Source organism: uncultured Bradyrhizobium sp. (genome assembly GCF_936928535.1).
Classification (GTDB): Bacteria; Pseudomonadota; Alphaproteobacteria; order Rhizobiales; family Xanthobacteraceae; genus Bradyrhizobium.
Window position 1 is genome coordinate 10135 of record NZ_CAKZHY010000098.1, and the last position, 16703, is coordinate 26837.

11 protein-coding genes are annotated in these 16703 nt (G+C 64.2%); 7 read left to right on the plus strand and 4 right to left on the minus strand.

What is annotated here, in order from left to right:
• Positions 1-7 precede the first annotated feature (7 nt).
• The 3 genes from Q0687_RS20210 to lptF are packed head-to-tail and all read right to left on the minus strand — an operon-like array spanning position 8 to position 4757.
• Positions 8-2494 (minus strand): LPS-assembly protein LptD, encoded by a 2487-nt coding sequence (locus Q0687_RS20210; protein WP_298880313.1) that lies wholly within the window; start codon positions 2492-2494, stop codon positions 8-10.
• Complete coding sequence (gene lptG / locus Q0687_RS20215; protein ID WP_298880314.1) at positions 2494-3591, minus strand: LPS export ABC transporter permease LptG; 1098 nt, start codon at positions 3589-3591, stop codon at positions 2494-2496. The genes Q0687_RS20210 and lptG overlap by 1 nt, the downstream gene beginning before the upstream one ends.
• The gene (lptF, locus tag Q0687_RS20220) at positions 3588-4757 is read right to left on the minus strand and encodes an LPS export ABC transporter permease LptF (protein WP_298880316.1); all 1170 of its coding nucleotides are present in this window, start codon (positions 4755-4757) and stop codon (positions 3588-3590) included. The genes lptG and lptF overlap by 4 nt, the downstream gene beginning before the upstream one ends.
• A 342-nt stretch (positions 4758-5099) precedes the next feature.
• On the opposite strand from lptF, the gene Q0687_RS20225 reads away from it, so the two are divergent.
• The 3 genes from Q0687_RS20225 (at position 5100) to Q0687_RS20235 (ending at position 7719) form a co-directional block, all read left to right on the plus strand.
• Positions 5100-6599: a leucyl aminopeptidase gene (locus Q0687_RS20225; RefSeq protein ID WP_298880318.1), complete on the plus strand. Its 1500-nt coding sequence runs from the start codon at positions 5100-5102 to the stop codon at positions 6597-6599.
• Between the two features lie 6 nt (positions 6600-6605).
• Complete coding sequence (locus Q0687_RS20230) at positions 6606-7058, plus strand: DNA polymerase III subunit chi (protein ID WP_298880320.1); 453 nt, start codon at positions 6606-6608, stop codon at positions 7056-7058.
• Positions 7059-7221: 163 nt separating this feature from the next.
• The gene (locus tag Q0687_RS20235) at positions 7222-7719 is read left to right on the plus strand and encodes a hypothetical protein (protein WP_298880721.1); all 498 of its coding nucleotides are present in this window, start codon (positions 7222-7224) and stop codon (positions 7717-7719) included.
• A 63-nt stretch (positions 7720-7782) separates the two neighbouring features.
• Here Q0687_RS20235 and Q0687_RS20240 read toward each other — a convergent pair whose 3' ends face one another.
• Entirely contained in the window at positions 7783-8571 is a 789-nt protein-coding gene (locus tag Q0687_RS20240) for a class I SAM-dependent methyltransferase (RefSeq protein WP_298880323.1), read from the minus strand.
• A gap of 204 nt (positions 8572-8775) precedes the next feature.
• Here Q0687_RS20240 and Q0687_RS20245 point away from each other — a divergent pair, with 204 nt between their 5' ends.
• The 4 genes from Q0687_RS20245 (at position 8776) to Q0687_RS20260 (ending at position 16667) form a co-directional block, all read left to right on the plus strand.
• Entirely contained in the window at positions 8776-9771 is a 996-nt protein-coding gene (locus Q0687_RS20245) for an ABC transporter substrate-binding protein (RefSeq protein WP_298880325.1), read from the plus strand.
• A 448-nt stretch (positions 9772-10219) separates the two neighbouring features.
• The gene (locus tag Q0687_RS20250; RefSeq protein ID WP_298880328.1) at positions 10220-13069 is read left to right on the plus strand and encodes a calcium-binding protein; all 2850 of its coding nucleotides are present in this window, start codon (positions 10220-10222) and stop codon (positions 13067-13069) included.
• Positions 13070-13096: 27 nt separating this feature from the next.
• Positions 13097-15229, plus strand: a complete 2133-nt coding sequence (locus Q0687_RS20255) for a type I secretion system permease/ATPase (protein ID WP_298880330.1) — start codon at positions 13097-13099, stop codon at positions 15227-15229.
• Positions 15216-16667 (plus strand): HlyD family type I secretion periplasmic adaptor subunit, encoded by a 1452-nt coding sequence (locus Q0687_RS20260; protein WP_298880332.1) that lies wholly within the window; start codon positions 15216-15218, stop codon positions 16665-16667. The genes Q0687_RS20255 and Q0687_RS20260 overlap by 14 nt, the downstream gene beginning before the upstream one ends.
• The last annotated feature ends 36 nt before the right edge of the window (positions 16668-16703 follow it).

Below are 16703 nucleotides of genomic sequence, written 5' to 3' on the forward strand. Positions count from 1 at the left end.
GACGGGTTCACTGGATGCCGGTGGAACTGCTGGACGCCGCCGAGTTCGCGATCGTGCGCAAGCCGATCTGGAACATGAACGCGTGGCTCAGCACGGGCGGCGTGGTGCCCGCGGAATAGCTATACGAAGTTACATAGTTCGCCGCCAGCACGAAGCAATCGTCGACATAGCCGGCGCCGAGCACATATTGGTTGATCTTGTTGGCCTGGAGATCCCAGCGCGCCGAGCCCGTCACCACCCAGTTGGTCGCGACCTTGAGCGAGCCCGACGTCAGGATGCCCTCGCGCCGGGTCAGGTAGCCAAGTTCAGGCTGGGCCGCGTAATTGCCGTACAGCATGCTGACCGACCAGCGATTGAAATTGGCGCGGCCTTCCGCCTCGAAGCGCTGGAAGTTCCAGGTCTGCTCGTCCATGCGGGAGCGGACGCTGAACGTATAGGTGCTGTTCGGCGAGTAGCTGGCGCTGGCGACATAATCCGAACGCGGCTTGTCGAGACCGGAATTGATGCCGGTATTGATGGAGTCCTGCACCGCGAAGGAGTTCATGCCGAACAGCTGGTAGGACTGGCCGAACAGCACCTTGATCGCGCCGCCATGGTCGAACTGGGTGGTCGACTGCACGCCGACATTGGCGCGGCCGCCGCCCTCGACACGGTCATAGCCGGAGAACTTGTCGACGCTGAACAGGTTCGAGGCGTCGAACACCATGCTCTGCGCATCCTCGTTCGGAAGCCTGCCGGCATAGGTCTCGTTGGGACGGATGATGACCTGCGCGATCGGCTCGATGGTGGTCGAGCCCCAGGGCTGAACGTTGATGAAGGGATAGCGGTATTCGAGACCAACGGTCGGCATCAGGCGGAACGCCTGGGTGTCGCCGACCGGCAGGTAGTTCGAAACGCCCGGCTGGTTCGAGACCTCGGAGTTGATCGCATCGGCGCGCAGGATCGCGAACGGCGTCCAGATCTCGCCGAACGGATCGGTGTAGGACTTGCGCCACTGCGCCTCCGCCGACAGGCGGGTGTAGGTGCCGGGGAAGCCGCGCAGCAGGCACTGCGTCGGTGTGCGCGCGAGCGGATCGGCCGAGGCCATCGTGCACAGGCCGTTGGTATTGGCCGTCGTCGTGATCGGATCGAACGCCGCGTCGTTACGCGTCAGGTTGACGAAATTCGTCTTGTAGGAGACCTCGCCGCCGAAGATCGGATAGTTGAGCACGTTCGAGTAGTCGATCACGGGATAGATAACCGGGACCTGCTGCTGATTGCCCGAGAAGCTCAGGAAGTACATCGTGCGGGCGTCGAAGAAGCTGCGATTGCCGACGCCGGTCAGATAAAGCTGCGAGATCGCTTCCGTTGGTAGATTCAGGAACGATCCGAGCGGATCGCGATAGGCCGCCAGGCGGTAGTCCGACATGAAATAGTAATCGGACAGAAGAACGCCGTCCCAGCCCCAGACCCATTTGTCGTTCAGCGCGAACTGGCCCTTGGTCTCGACGCCGCCGCGGAACTGGCGGTCGCCGGGCTGGCCGGCGAAATTGCCCGGATTGAGCTGGTCGATGCCGTAGACACGGACCTGATAGGCGCCATCCAGCAGGCGCTGGCGGAACTCGGCCTGGAACAGCACGCCCTGCTTGGAGGTGATGCGCGGGTTGAACGTCGCGTCCATATCGGGCGCAATCGCCCAATAGAACGGGACTTCGACGCCGTAACCGAACGCCGTGTAGGAGGTGAAGCCCGGCATCAGGAAGCCGGTCTTGCGCTTCACGGTCGGATCGGGCGTCGAGAAGTAAGGCATATAGGCGAGCGGCACGCCGAAGAATTCGAGCTGCGCCGTCTCGAAATACAGCATCTTCTCCTGCTGGTCGTGGATGATGCGGGCACCCTTGACCTGCCAGAGCGGGGGCTTCTTCGGATCGTCCCGGCACGGCGCGCAGGCGGTGTAGACGCCGTTCTCGAACACGGTGTAGTTGCCCGAGGAGCGATCGGCGCGGGTCGCGGCCATCCGGGTCTGATCCTCGGTGTCCACGCGCAGCGAATCGACGAAACCGTCGCGGTAGTCGTCGGACAGATCCAGTATCTCGGCATAGGTGATCTTGCCGTCGGCATCCGTCATCCGGATGTTGCCCTCGGCATGCAGCCGCTTGGTCTTCTGGTCGTAGATGACCCTGTCGGCTTCGACGCTGGTGCCGTTGTAGAACAGCTGAACGTTGCCGACCGCCGAGACGCGCGAATTGTTGTAGTCGTAGTCGACCTCTGTCGCCTGCACGAGCATCTGGCCGTCATTGGCGGCCCGCGGCGGCTTCGGACGCGGCGGCAGCGGATTGTAGGTGAAGCCCTGCGCGGCGGCAGGCGCGACCGCTGCAACGTTCATCATTCCGGCCAGCGAAACGGTCGCGACCAGCGCGAGCAGGATCCGACGGACAGACAAGCCGTATCCGTTCGCGCGCACGCGGGTGCGCGACGTCGGTTCAGACACGGGTCCTCGTTGGACGGCAGTCACTAACCGTCCTCCTGGTACAGCAAGGCCAAAAAGCCGGTGAGGCCGCCCACCACTACGGGCAACCACGCCGCAGCGATCGGATGCATCAACTCAGCCTTGCTCAAGTCTTCAGTCACTTTCGACAAAACGTAGAGCAGAAAGCCTGCGCCCACGCCACTCAAAACCATCTTCTGTACGCCACCCATCCGGAAGAAGCGCAACGACACGGAGGCCGCGAGCATCACCATGGCTGCGAGCAAAAACGGCTGTGCCAGTAGCTTGTGATACTGGAGTCGATAGCCGGCTGTCGCGAAGCCCGAACTCTCGGACGAGCGGATGTAGCTCGGTAGTTGCCAAAAGGACACAGTCTCGGGTGTGGAAAAGCTGTTGCGGACCTGCGCCTCGGTCAGCGTCGTCGGAATCTCGAGGCTCGCCTGATCGACCGGCGGGGCATCGAGCGTGAAACGGCGCACGCCCCTGAACAGCCAATGGCCTTGCTCGAGCGTCGCCTCGCGCGCCTCGATCCGCTCCTTGAAGTGCTGATCTGTGTCAAACCGGAACAGCGTGAGGCCTGTCAGCCGGATGCCCTGCTGCTCGCTGCGTGCGGCATTGATGATGGTCTGGCCGTCGCTGGTGACCTGGTTGAGCCAAAAGCCGGAGGCGTCCTGGATGCCGCCGCCGGGCGCCGAGCCGAACAGCTCGGCTTCCATGCGCTTGGAGAGCTCGCGTAAGTTTGCCGACATCGGATTGTAGGCGACGGTGGCGAGCACGCCGATCACCAGCGCGCTGCCGAGCGCGGGCGAGATGAACTGCCAGGCCGAGATGCCGGCGGCGCGCGCCACCACGAGCTCGAGCCGGCGGGAGAGGGCGAGATAGCATGTCATGGCGCCGATCAGCATGCAGAACGGCGTCAGCTTCTCCAGCAGTTGCGGCACCCGGAACAGCGAGGTCTCGGCCACCATGATCGCGGAGGCGGACGCCAGGCCTGAAGTCTTGCGCACCATCTCGATGTAGTCGACCAGCACCAGCAGCAGGAAAATGCTCGCGAACACGCCGAGTGCGGCGACCACGAAGCGGCCGGCGAAATAGCGTCCGAGCGTGTTGGTGAGCATGCTCATGCGGCGGCCGGCCGTCCGAACAGCCGCGCAACCCGCGCGTTAGACCTGTTGATGGCTTCCAGCAGGCCGGGCGGCGGCTCGACCACGATGCCACCGACGATCATCCAGAGGCCGGTGCCGATCGCAGTCACCAGCATCGCATATTGCACGCCGGCGACGAACGGCGTCTTCACGGCCATCACCGAGCAGGCAAAGCCGGCCATGCGCAGTCCGAACACCGCGAGCACCGAGCCGCCGATCGAGAAGTTGCGGCTCTGCCGCGTCGTGCGCGGCGCGCCGAGGAACGCGAAGGTCAGCGCCGCAAAGGCGAACGGGTAGAGCGGCGCCATCAGGCGATCATGCAGCTCCGACCAGAACTGGCCGGGGACCGCCTTGTAGACGGGATCGTCCTGGGACGGCGCGAACAGCTCCCAGAGATAACGCTCGCGAATGCCGAGCGTGACGTCGTGACCCTGATTGCCGAACTTCGACATGTCGAAGCCATAGCGGCCGAATGCCACCAGCGCGGGATCGCGCTTGCCGGCCTCGAAACGTTCGAGATTGCCGTCCTTGAGCACCAGGAACGATCCGTTCTCGTTCTTCACGACCTCGCCGTGCTCGGCGACGATCGAGACGCGCTCATTCGGATCGCGGCGGTCGTCGATGAAGATGCCGGCGAGGATGCCGCCGGGCAGCCGCTCGCGGATGCGGATCGTGAGGTTCTTGTCGAGCTGGGCGAAGCGGCCGGGCTGCAGGATGTTGGTGAGCACGTCGGCGGTGATCTCGGCATCCCATTGCTTGATCCGCCGCATGCCGTCGGGGGCGAGATAGGCCGCGATGAAGGCGACCAGCAGCGCCACCACGCAGGTGGCGTAGAAGAACGGATAGAATAGCCGGAACGGCGAGAAGCCGGCGGCATTCATCACGATGATCTCGGAATCGGTCGCGAGCTTGTTCAGCGTGTGCGAGATCGCGATCATCAGCGCGATCGGCGAGATGATCAGCACCAGCGCGGGGATCACGAGGCTGGTGATGCCGAGGAAGGTCAGGATGGTTTGACCCTGGCTCGTCATCAGGTCGATGCCCCGCAACGCCTGCGTAATCCAGATCACGCCGGTGAGGCTGACCAGGACGAGCGCAAACGACGCCAGCGTCGTGCGGAAAATATACCTGTCAATCGACCCCATGCGCTACCGCACGAATCCCACCAAAGCCCCAACGCGCACACCGGAAATTCCTGATGTCCGACCAATCCCCTGACAGGGATCCCCAAGGCCGGCCAACCACCTCTTCCGGAGGCTTACTTTCTCACTACCATCCCTTTGATCCGTCAACAAAATGGCTGACCCAAGGCACCGTCAATATATGGTTAATATTTCCCTCGATGTGACCTCCACGCCACGGGCGGTGCTTGGCATTGTCAGCGCTTCTCGCCCATAGTGTGGAAAGCAGAGTGAATCGCCGTTCAGCCCAGGCCTCTGGCCGTCCCGGTTGATCGAAAAAAGTCCCATGAATCCGAGGAGTTACCCATGTCCGATGCCATCAAGGTCGGCTTTGTCCCGCTCGCCTCCGCCACCCGTGGCATTCTGGTCGTGTTTTGTGACGAGGCTCTGAAGGTCGGCCCGGCGACGGCCAAGGCGCTCGGCGGTGCTGGCGAACTCGTGAAGCGGGCGGCGGCGGCGGGCTCCTTCAAGGGCAAAAGCGGTGCGGCCCTGGACATCCTCGCCCCCGAAGGTCTCAAGGCCGAACGGCTGATCGTGATCGGGACCGGGAAGGCCGGAGGCCTGAAGGGCAACGACTTCCTCAAGTTCGGCGGCATGGCGGCCGGCAAGCTCAAGGCGGGTTCCGCTGCCATGACCATCATGGCGGAACTGCCTGACGGCGCCATGAACACCGAGCAGACGGTCGCGATCGCGTCGGGCCTGCGCTTGCGCGCCTACAAGTTCGATCGTTACAAGACCAAGAAGAAGGAGGGCGAGGAGGGCGCCTTGCGCGCCGACGTGTCGCTCGCGGTCGGCGATGTGGCGGCGGCGAAGAAGGCCTTTGCCTCGGCAGGCGCAGTCGTCGATGGTGTCATCATCGCGCGCGATCTCGTCAACGAGCCGCCGAACGTGCTTTTCCCCGAGGAGTTCGCGCGCCGCGCGGGCCAGCTCAGGAAGCTCGGCGTGCGAATCGAGGTGCTCGACGTCAAGGCGATGCAGAAGCTCGGCATGGGCGCGTTGCTCGGCGTCGGCCAGGGTTCGGCGCGACCGAGCCGCACCGTGATCATGCGCTGGGACGGGGGCAAGAAGGGCGAGGCGCCGGTCGCCTTCGTCGGCAAGGGCGTCTGCTTCGACACCGGCGGCATCTCGATCAAGGCGGCCGGCAGTATGGAGGACATGAAGGGCGATATGGGGGGCGCGGCCTGCGTCGTCGGCCTGATGCACGCGCTCGCAGCCCGCAAGGCCAAGGCCAACGTGGTCGGCGCCATCGGCCTCGTCGAGAACATGCCCGATGGCAATGCGCAGCGACCGGGCGACATCGTCACCTCGATGTCCGGCCAGACTATCGAGATCATCAACACCGACGCCGAGGGCCGCCTCGTGCTGGCCGACGTGCTCTGGTACGTCGCCAAGAAGACCAAGCCGAAATTCATGGTGGACCTGGCGACGCTCACCGGCGCGATCGTGGTCGCGCTCGGCACCGATCATGCCGGCATGTTCTCCAACAATGACGAGCTTGCCGGGCGTCTGCTCGCGGCGGGCATCGAAAGCGGCGAGAAGGTCTGGCGCCTGCCGCTCGGTCCCGAATACGACAAGCTGATCGATTCCCAGTTCGCCGACATGAAGAACACAGGCGGCCGCCACGGCGGCTCGATCACCGCGGCGCAATTCCTGCAGCGCTTCGTCGACGGCACGCCCTGGGCGCATCTCGACATCGCCGGCACCGCGATGGGCGCGCCCAAGACCGACATCAACCAGAGCTGGGGGTCTGGCTACGGCGTCCGCCTGCTCGATCGTCTGGTCGCGGATCACTATGAGCGCAAATGACGCACGATGACTGAAGTACTGTTCTACCATCTGCAGAACATGACGGTTGAGAACGTCTTGCCGCCGCTTCTCGAGAAATCGCTCGAGCGCGGCTGGCGCGTCGTGGTGCAGTCGACGTCACCGGAGCGGGCCGATGCGCTGGACGCGCATCTATGGACCTATCGCGACGATTCCTTCCTGCCGCATGCGACATGGCGGGTGAACGATGTTGCCGACCAGCCGATCGTGCTGGCGATCGAGGCAGACAATCCGAACCGCGCCAATGTCCGCTTCCTCGTCGACAACGCCGCGTTGCCCGAGGACGCGGAGGGCTATGAGCGCATGGTGCTGCTGTTCAACGGCGACGATCCGGATGCGCTTGCGATGGCCCGCAGCACATGGACGGATTGCAAGACGCGCGGATTTGAGGTCACCTATTGGCAGGCTGACGAACGGGGCCGGTGGCAACGGCGGAATTAGCCGCTTGCAATTAATGATGTCTTGGACTTTCAAGGGCAGATTGGTTTCGGCCACCTTCGTGCCGCAAAGTGATGTTGGGACAATCGCTTAGGGCTGCTGCTTCATGCGGGGAATTCAGGTTATCGTGCGACATCAAAAGCTTCCAAAGTCGCTTCTCGTTGCGTTGGCCGCTGTCGCGCCGCTGCTCGCGGGCTGTGCGGGGGGAACCGATCTCTTGGCGTCTGCCAAGGACGCCGAATGGTTCAACAAGCCGAGCCGCCTGTTCATCAAGAACATTTCGATCGAATCGCCGCCGCTGACCCCCAACAAGCCGGTGGGGGCTGAGGATCTCGTCAGCGCTGACGGCGCATGTCCCGGCATGGCGCCGCCGCCCGGACCTGCCGATGCCAATGCGTCGACGGCGCCGGCGCCGGTGGGCGGCACGGTTGCGCTCGGCCACACCGAGTGCGACGTCGTGCGCGGCATCGGCGCGCCTTCCAACGTCAATCTCTCCAGCGATGCCGCCGGCCGTCGCGTCGCGGTGGTCACCTGGACGACGGGCCCCCGCGCGGGCATCTACACCTTCACGTCAGGGCGCCTCTCCGCGATCGAAGGCAATCCGGAGCCGCCGCCCGCTCCAAAGCCGGTGAAGCCGAAGGCGAAGAAGAAGGCGGCGACGTAACGCGTCCTTGTCCTTAAGGCTGTGCCCATCAACGCGATTGGTTGCGCACGCTTCTCTTGGCCATCAAGCGGCCTTGCGCCCTTTGATCGCGGTCGCGCTGGCATGAACAGTGATTTCTCCCGTCGCGCTTGTCGGCAATCGCGATTCCAATCGGCGTTTCAGCTCTTCTCGCTCGCCATCCGATAGTTTTCCCAAGATGCCGCTCGGGCTGCTGACGACCATCGACAGCCAGTAATCGTCGAAGTCAGCGAATGTCCGCTCGACGACCAGCTCGCGGGTTTCGATCTCGCGCAGGCCAAGCTCCGCCCAAAGCGCTTTGAGCATCTCGAAGCGAGAGATGTCCGCGCTCGGCGGGCGAGCTGCGGGGATGCCGAGGGCATCCAACTCCTCCCACAGCGGCTGCGTCGGCGTGCCGCCCCGCAAAATGTCCCAGGTGTAGGACGCGACCATGCCGCCGGGCTGGGTGACGCGGACCATTTCCGAGGCGCCCTTGCGCGGGTCGGGGACGAAGAACAGCACCAGGGCCATCACCGCGACGTCGAAGCGGCCTGTATCGTAGGGAAGGGCCATCGCATCGCCGATCGAGAGCTCGACCGGTTTTGCCGCAAACTTCTGGCGCGCTGTTGCAATCTGGGCGTCGGAGGGATCGATTGCGCATACCTGCGATGGGCTGGATTTCGCAAGCAGGAGCTCGGTGAACGCGCCGTTGCCGGCACCGACATCCGCCCAGGCGAGACCAGGGCGTGGCGCCAGCCAGTCGAGGAACAGCGTCCCGGCCGATCGGCTCCACGGCGCCATGAAACGCTCGTAAGCCGCGCCGTCGGTGAATTTGATCGGTTCGGGTGACGACATCTGCGATCTCCCTCAAAATTGCCTATTCAAATGATCTTCGCGCCGAAAAGGTCCGGTCTCGATTTGGTAGCACGATAGCCTGATCGTGCGCGATGTGTCGCAGCATTTTGATCTGAACAATTTCCGATGAGAAGTCCGCCTTGCATCTATCGAATGCTAAGCCCGGGCAGCTACAGTATCGCCAGGGCTTTTGGGGGCGGGGGCATGAGGCGGCGCGAATTCATTGCGGGATTGACAGCGGCTGTGGCCGCGCCGTCGGGCGCGATCGCCCAACAATCCAAAGCACCGCGCCGCGTCGGCGTGCTGGTCGGCCTCGCGGCGAATATCGACGTGCCGGTCGCGCGGGCCTTTCTGAAGCCGTTCCGCGAGGCCATGGGTAAGGCCGGCTGGATGGAGGACGGCAATGTGCACATCGACTACCGCTTCGGCGGTGCGTTGTCCGATCTGGCCAGCACGAAAGCGTCAGCCGCCGAGCTCGTCGCGCTCGCGCCCGAGGTGATCTATGCTCAGGGCTTGCCGGCGACGTTGGCGCTGCGTCAGCAGACGACGACGATTCCCATCGTGTTCACGCAGGTGATTGATCCGGTTGGCTTCAAGCTTGCCGACAGCCTCGGACATCCCGGTGGCAACGTGACCGGTTTCGTGACCTGGGATTTCGCGATCGGCGGCAAATGGATGGAATTGTTGCGCGAGCTGGATCCGAAGCTTGCCCGCGTTGCCATCCTCTTCAATCCTGATACTGCGCCTTATGCGCCGGGCCTGGTCGCCGCTGCCAGGGATGCTGCTTCCGGAGTGGACGTGATCGAGATGCGGACGCGCAATGACGGCGAGACCGAAGCCCGGATCGAGGCATTCGGCCGCGCCGGCAATGGCAGCCTGCTCGTCATTCCGGAACCCTTCACCAACGGGCATCGCGATCACATCGTCGCACAATGCGCCCGCTTTCGCGTGCCGGCGCTGAATTCCGTGCTGGGCGCGGTCGATGGCGGAGCGCTGATGTCCTACACATTCGTCTGGGACGAACTCGTCAGCGCACCCGTCGACTACATCGATCGCATCCTGAAGGGCGCATCGCCGCACGATCTGCCGATCCAGGCGCCGCGCCGATATGAGCTCGTCGTCAATCTGACGACGGCCAAGGCGCTCGGCCTCGATGTGCCGCCCGTGCTGCTCGCGCGCGCCGACCGCGTGATCGAATAACTGGCTGCCTGATCGCACTGCTCATATGGCTCGAGGAATCGTCCCCGCCGCGCGCGTCGGGACGGTTCCGGTTGCACGCGATGGAGGCTGCTATCGCACACGACGGCACGCGCTCCTTCGTTTGCCTGAATCTTGCGAACAAGATCGGTGTGCTGTCGCATCGATTGCGACAAGGTTACTTGGGAAAAGTCGCTGGACCTTCCATCGGCAATCAATCCTTACAACATCGAAGTCGCGTCCCTGGGCCTCAAAATCACGCCGGCGTGACAAGTGATCCGGAAACGCCCGATGAGAGAGCGTTCGCAACCGCCGTTGAGAGTCGCCCCCAAGCAAATCTGGAGAGAATCTTCAGAATAATCACGCGCGTCTCAAGCAACGCTTCAAGAATGTCATGTTCGCGCCTGCTACGCATCGAGGGAGGGGCTAGATCGATCGAAGGATGATTTGAATGTCTATTACCTCTGTTTTTTCCCCGGTTACGGGGCAGCTCACGATTTTCGGCGACAGCGCCAATAACGGCCTCGTGATCGGCCGCGACAAGTCCGGACGCATTCTCATCAATAACGGGCACGTGAAGACGCTTGGTGGAGATCCCACCATCGCCAACACCGGCGAGATCGACATCTTCGGTCAGAGCGGTGACGACACGATCAAGGTCGATGAGCAAAACGGCCCGATGCCCGCGGTGCACATTTTCGGCGGCGACGGCAATGACAGGATCACCGGCGGCTCCGGGGGCGATCTGCTGTTCGGGCAGGGCGGTGACGATGTGATCAACGGCGGCGGCGGCAACGATCTGCTGTTCGGTGGTGCGGGCAACGACACGCTCGATGGCGGCAGCGGCAACAACCAGCTGTTCGGCGAGGCCGGCAACGATCTCATGATCTGGAATCCCGGCGGCGGCAGCAACGTTTTCGAGGGTGGTGACGGCAACGACACCGCTCAGGTCAACGGCAGCAATGCCTCCGAGACGTTCACCATCACCGCGAACGGCACCCGCGTGCGGTTCGACGAGACAGGGCCTGCGCCGTTCTCGCTCGATATCGGCACGACGGAAAACCTCGTGCTGCACGCCGGTGGCGGCGACGATGTCATCACCGCGGGCAACGGGCTCGGCAGCCTGATCTCGCTGACGCTCGACGGCGGTGCCGGCAATGACACGATCACCGGCGGCGACGGCAACGACCTCCTGATCGGCGGCTCCGGCAACGACATCGTCACCGGTGGCCGCGGCAACGACGTTGCCCAGCTCGGGTCGGGCGACGATACCTTCATCTGGAATCCCGGCGACGGCAGCGACACCGTGGAAGGTGGCTCGGGCAACGACAAGCTGGTGTTCAACGGCGCCAACATCAACGAAAACATCGACATCTCGGCCAATGGCAGCCGGGTGCGTTTCACCCGCGATGTCGCCAACATCACGATGGACCTCAACAGCATCGAACAGATCGAGTTCGATGCGCGCGGCGGCGCCGACAATATCACCGTCGGCGATCTCACCGGGACCGGCGTCAAGCAGGTGCTGGTCGATCTCGGAGCTATACCAGGCGGAACGCAAGGCGACGGCGCTGCCGATACGGTGACCGTCAACGGCACCAACGGCAATCAGCACATCCAGGTTGCGTCCGCTGGCACAACCGTGACGGTGACCGGCCTGCCTGAGGTCGTGACCATCGCGAATGCGGAATCTGCCAACGACCGTCTGGTGATCCAGTCGCTCGGCGGCAATGACGTGATCGATGCATCGCTGCTGGCCGCGGCGATCGGGCTGACCATCGACGGCGGCGCGGGCAACGACACCATCACCGGCAGCCAGGGCGCCGACACCCTGATCGGCGGCGACGGCAACGACAAGGTCACCGGCGGTCGAGGCAACGACGTTGCACTCCTCGGCGCGGGCGATGACACCTACATCTGGAATCCCGGCGACGGCAGCGACGTCGTCGAAGGCCAGGCGGGCACGGATACGCTGGTGTTCAACGGCTCCAATGTCGCCGAGAACATGTCGATCTCGGCGAACGGAAGTCGTGCGCTGCTCAGCCGCGACGTCGGCGCCGTCACCATGGATCTCAACGGCGTCGAGCACGTGCAGATCGCCGCCGCCGGCGGTGCCGACAACATCACCGTCAACGATCTCTCGGGGACCGATGTCACGCAGGTAGCAATCGACCTCAGCGCCGGTCCTGGCAGTCAGAGCGGCGACGGCGCGGCGGATCGCGTGACCGTGAACGGCAGCGGCGGCGAAGACACCATCAAGGTCACGACCTCAGGCGGATCGATCGTGGTCAACGGCCTGGCGGCGCAGGTGACGGTCGCGCACGCCGATGCCGGCGACGCGCTCGCCGTCAACGGTGGCGGCGGCAACGACGTCATCGATGCCTCCGCGATCAAGGCTGGGCAAGCGTTCAGCCTCAACATCAACGGCGGCGACGGCAACGACACCATCACCGGCAGCGCCGGCAATGATGTCGTGAACGGCGGCCGCGGCAACGATGTGGCCAATCTCGGCGCTGGCGACGACACCTTCGTCTGGAATCCAGGCGATGGCAGCGACACCGTCGAAGGCGGCAAGGGCACCGATACGCTGCTGTTCAACGGTGCCAACGTCAACGAGAACATCAACATCTCTGCGAACGGCGCACGGGTGCTGTTCACCCGCGACGTCGCCAACATCGCCATGGACGTCAACGGGGTCGAGCACATCGACTTCAACGCCCTCGGCGGCGCTGACAACATCACGGTCAACGACCTCTCCGGCACCGGCGTGAATCAGGTCAATCTCGACCTCGGCGCCAATGACGGCGCGGCTGACACCGTGACCATCAACGGGACCGGCGGGAACGACGTCATCTCGGTGACCGAGCATGACGGCATCATCACGGTGTCGGGCCTCGGCCAGGACATCAACATCAGTGATGCCGGCGCGGGCGACAGGCTCGTCATCAACGGCCTCGATGGCGACGATGTCATCACGGCCACCGGCCTGCAGAATGGCATCCAGCTGGTTGCGAGCGGCGGCAATGGCGATGACGTCCTCATCGGCGGCTCCGGCAACGATACGCTGCTGGGTGGGGCAGGCGACGACATCCTGATCGGCGGCCCCGGGCAGGACGTCCTCGATGGCGGCACCGGCAACAACGTCCTTATCCAGGACGGGGGTGCGATGGCGGCCGCGATGCTGCTCAACCAGGCCATGGCGGCGAGCTTCGTTCCCGCAGGCGACGGCCATGGTGCGATGCCGCTGGTCGATCCGCACACGGCGCAGACCCAGACGCTCGCTCCGCCGCAGCACGCTTGATCAGGTGCTCCAGTCTGGAGGACGCCCATGACGGCGAATGCGGTTTCGACTGATACCGGGCTCGACGCGATGCTCACCTTGCTTCATCTGCAGGGTGTGGCGGCCGATCGCGATCAGCTCAGGCACCGGCAAGGTGCGGCAAGCTTTGGCGCAGCGGATATCATCCGCTGCGCCAGGTCTCTCGGCCTGAAGGCGCGAACCTACCGCACGCAGTGGAGCCGTCTGGCGGACACCCCGCTGCCGGCGATCGCGAAGTTGCGCGACGGCAGCTTCATGGTCATCGCCAAAGCCTCGGCCGACAAGGTGCTGGTGCAGTCGCCAGTGGCGCAGCGGCCCGTGTTGATGGAGAGCGACGAGCTGTGCGCGATCTGGGGCGGTGAACTCATCCTGATGGCCCGCCGCGTCGGTCTATCCGATCTCGGGCGCCGGTTCGACATCACCTGGTTCATCGGCGCGATCGGCAAATACCGGCGGCTGCTGGGTGAGGTGGTGGCGGCCTCGTTCTTCCTGCAGCTGTTTGCGCTGGTCTCGCCGCTGTTCTTCCAGGTCGTGATCGACAAGGTGCTTGTGCACCGCTCGCTATCGACGCTCGACGTGCTCGTCATCGGCCTCGTCGTCGTCTCGCTGTTCGACACCGTGCTCGGGATCCTCCGCAATTATCTGTTCTCGCACACCACCAACCGTATCGATGTCGAGCTGGGTGCGCGGCTGTTCAACCATTTGCTGGCATTGCCGATGGCCTGGTTCCAGGCGAGGCGTGTCGGCGATTCCGTGGCGCGAGTGCGCGAGCTCGAGAACATCAGAAATTTCATCACGTCGTCGTCGCTGACGCTGCTGATCGACCTGGTCTTCACGTCGGTGTTTCTGGCGGTGATGTTCGCCTATTCGCCCGTCATGACCTGCATCGTGCTGGCCTCGTTCCCGTTCTACATCGCGATCTCCGCGGTGGCGACGCCGCTGTTCCGCCGGCGGCTGGAAGAGAAATTCCGCCGCGGCGCGGAGAACCAGGCCCTTCTGGTCGAGAGCGTCAGCGGCATCGAGACGCTGAAAGCGATGGCGGTCGAGCCGCAGATGCAGCGCCGCTGGGAAGAGCAACTCGCCGGCTACGTCTCTGCGAGCTTTGGCGTCACCAGCCTCGGGAACACCGCGAGCCAGTTGGTGCAGTTCGTCAGCAAGGTCGTGACCGCGGCCATCCTTTATGTCGGCGCGCGGCTCGTGATCGGTGACGCCCTGACCGTCGGCGAGCTCGTCGCCTTCAACATCTTTGCGGGCCGCGTCTCGGCGCCGGTGCTGCGGTTGGCGCAGGTTTGGCAGGACTTTCACCAGGCACGGCTCTCGATCGCGCGGCTTGGCGACATCCTCAACAGCGCGGCGGAGCCGGCTTACTCCGCCGGCCGCGCCGGGCTGCCGGCGCTGAGGGGCAACATCCGCTTCGAGCATGTCGGTTTTCGCTACCGGCTCGACGGACCGGAGATCCTGCATGATGTCTCATTCGACATTCCGGCTGGGCAGACCGTCGGCATCGTCGGTTCATCAGGCTCGGGCAAGAGCACCTTCGCAAAACTGGTACAGCGGCTCTACGTGCCGCAAGGCGGCCGCGTGCTGATCGACGGCATGGATCTGGTCATGACCGACCCGGCCTGGCTGCGGCGGCAGATCGGAATCGTGCTCCAGGAGAACATGCTGTTCAACCGGTCGGTGCGCGACAACATCGCGCTGGCCGATCCGACCCTGCCGATGGACCGCATCATGGGGGCGGCAAGGCTCGCCGGCGCGCATGACTTCATTCTGGAGCTGCCCGAAGGCTATGACACGGTCGTCGGCGAGCGCGGCTCGACGCTCTCGGGCGGGCAGCGCCAGCGCATCGCGATCGCCCGCGCGCTGGTGACCAATCCGCGCATCCTGATTTTCGACGAGGCCACCAGCGCGCTCGACTATGAGAGCGAGCGGATCATCCACGACAACATGAAGGAGATCGCGAAGGGACGCACTGTCCTGATCATCGCGCATCGCCTTTCCACCGTTCGCGGTGCCGACCGCATCTTCACGCTGGAGCGCGGCCGTCTGGTCGAGGACGGCACGCATGATGCGCTGATCAAAACTGGCGGCCGTTATGCCTCCCTGCATCGTCTCCAAGGAGGTATCTATGAGGTCGGCTAGCACTGTGCCGGTCCGAAAGCCGGAGCTATCGGTCGTTCCATTCAGGCCAGCGAACGGCCGGCGCCCCGAGGAAACTGCGTTCCTGCCGGCGGCGCTGGAGATCACCGAAACCCCGCCATCGCCAATCGGCCGCGCCATCGCGTTTGCGTTGATGGCGCTTGTCTGCGTGGTGTTCGCATGGTCCGCCTGGGGCACGATCGACATCGTGGCGTCCGCGACCGGCAAGGTCGTGTCGAGCGGGCGCAGCAAGGTGGTGCAGCCGTTCGAAACCGGCGTGGTGCGCGCCATCCATGTGCAGGATGGCCAGGCGGTCAAATCGGGCGACGTTCTGATCGAGCTTGATCCGACCGTAAATGCCGCCGAGCGCGACCATCTGCACGACGACCTCATGGCCGAACGGCTCAACAGCGCGCGCCTGCGCGCCGCGCTGGCCGCCGGCGAGGATGGATCTGCCGATCTTGTTCCGCCCGATGATGCCGATCCCTTGCTGGTTGCGACGCAGCAGCAGCTTCTGACAAACCAGGTCGGCGAGCACCGCGCCAAGCTCGCGGCGCTGGCAGGGCAGGAGGCGCAGAAGAACGCCGAACAGCAGACCATCGTGGCGACGATCCACAAGCTGGATGCGCTGCTGCCCGTCACCGAGCAGCGCGTCGATATCCGCAGGACGCTGATGGAAAAGGAAATCGGCTCCAAGCTGACTTATTACGAGACGCTGCAGCTCCAGATCGAGCAGCAGGAGGAGCTCGGCGTCCAGCGCAGCCGCCTGAAGGAAGCCGAAGCTGCCGTCGCTGCGATCCGCGAGACCCGCATCCAGGCCGTGGCGGAATATCGCAAGGGCCTGTCCGACGAGCTCGCCAAGAGCGAGCAGAAGGCCAACGGCCTCGCGCGGGACCTGATCAAGGCGGAGCAGAAGACAAAGCTCCAGCAGCTGACGTCGCCGGTTGACGGCGTAGTGCAGCAACTTGCTGTCCACACCGTCGGTGGCGTGGTCACGCCGGCGCAGTCGCTGCTCGTGATCGTGCCGTCGGATACGCATCTCGAGATCGAGGCGATGATCTCCAACCGCGACATCGGCTTCGTCGAGGCCGGGCAGGGCGCCGCCATCAAGATCGACACCTTCAACTTCACCCGCTACGGGCTGCTGCAAGGCCGGGTCGTGAGCGTCTCGCAGGACGCCATCATGCGCGACCGTCCGCCGGAGCGCGGCGATCGTTCGCCGGGCGCGCAACAGGCGAGCAGCGAGCCCAGCGGGCAGGAGCTCAGCTACAGCGCGACCATCGCGCTCGATCGCACCCAGATGCAGGTGGACGATCGCCTCGTCAGCCTGGCGCCGGGAATGGCGGTGACAGCGGAGATCAGGACCGGTTCGCGCACCATCCTGAGCTATCTGCTATCGCCGCTCCAGCGCTATCGGCACGAGATCATGCGAGAACGCTAGGATTCGTAGATTGGTAAATAATTTCAATAGCTTAAT

Coding starts and splice junctions, on each gene's coding strand:
- Q0687_RS20225 (WP_298880318.1), top strand. CDS start 5,100: ATGTCCGATGCCATCAAGGTCGGCTTTGTCCCGCTCGCCTCCGCCACC.
- Q0687_RS20230 (WP_298880320.1), top strand. CDS start 6,606: ATGACTGAAGTACTGTTCTACCATCTGCAGAACATGACGGTTGAGAAC.
- Q0687_RS20245 (WP_298880325.1), top strand. CDS start 8,776: ATGAGGCGGCGCGAATTCATTGCGGGATTGACAGCGGCTGTGGCCGCG.
- Q0687_RS20240 (WP_298880323.1), bottom strand. CDS start 8,571: ATGTCGTCACCCGAACCGATCAAATTCACCGACGGCGCGGCTTACGAG.
- lptG (WP_298880314.1), bottom strand. CDS start 3,591: ATGAGCATGCTCACCAACACGCTCGGACGCTATTTCGCCGGCCGCTTC.
- lptF (WP_298880316.1), bottom strand. CDS start 4,757: ATGGGGTCGATTGACAGGTATATTTTCCGCACGACGCTGGCGTCGTTT.
- Q0687_RS20250 (WP_298880328.1), top strand. CDS start 10,220: ATGTCTATTACCTCTGTTTTTTCCCCGGTTACGGGGCAGCTCACGATT.
- Q0687_RS20255 (WP_298880330.1), top strand. CDS start 13,097: ATGACGGCGAATGCGGTTTCGACTGATACCGGGCTCGACGCGATGCTC.
- Q0687_RS20260 (WP_298880332.1), top strand. CDS start 15,216: ATGAGGTCGGCTAGCACTGTGCCGGTCCGAAAGCCGGAGCTATCGGTC.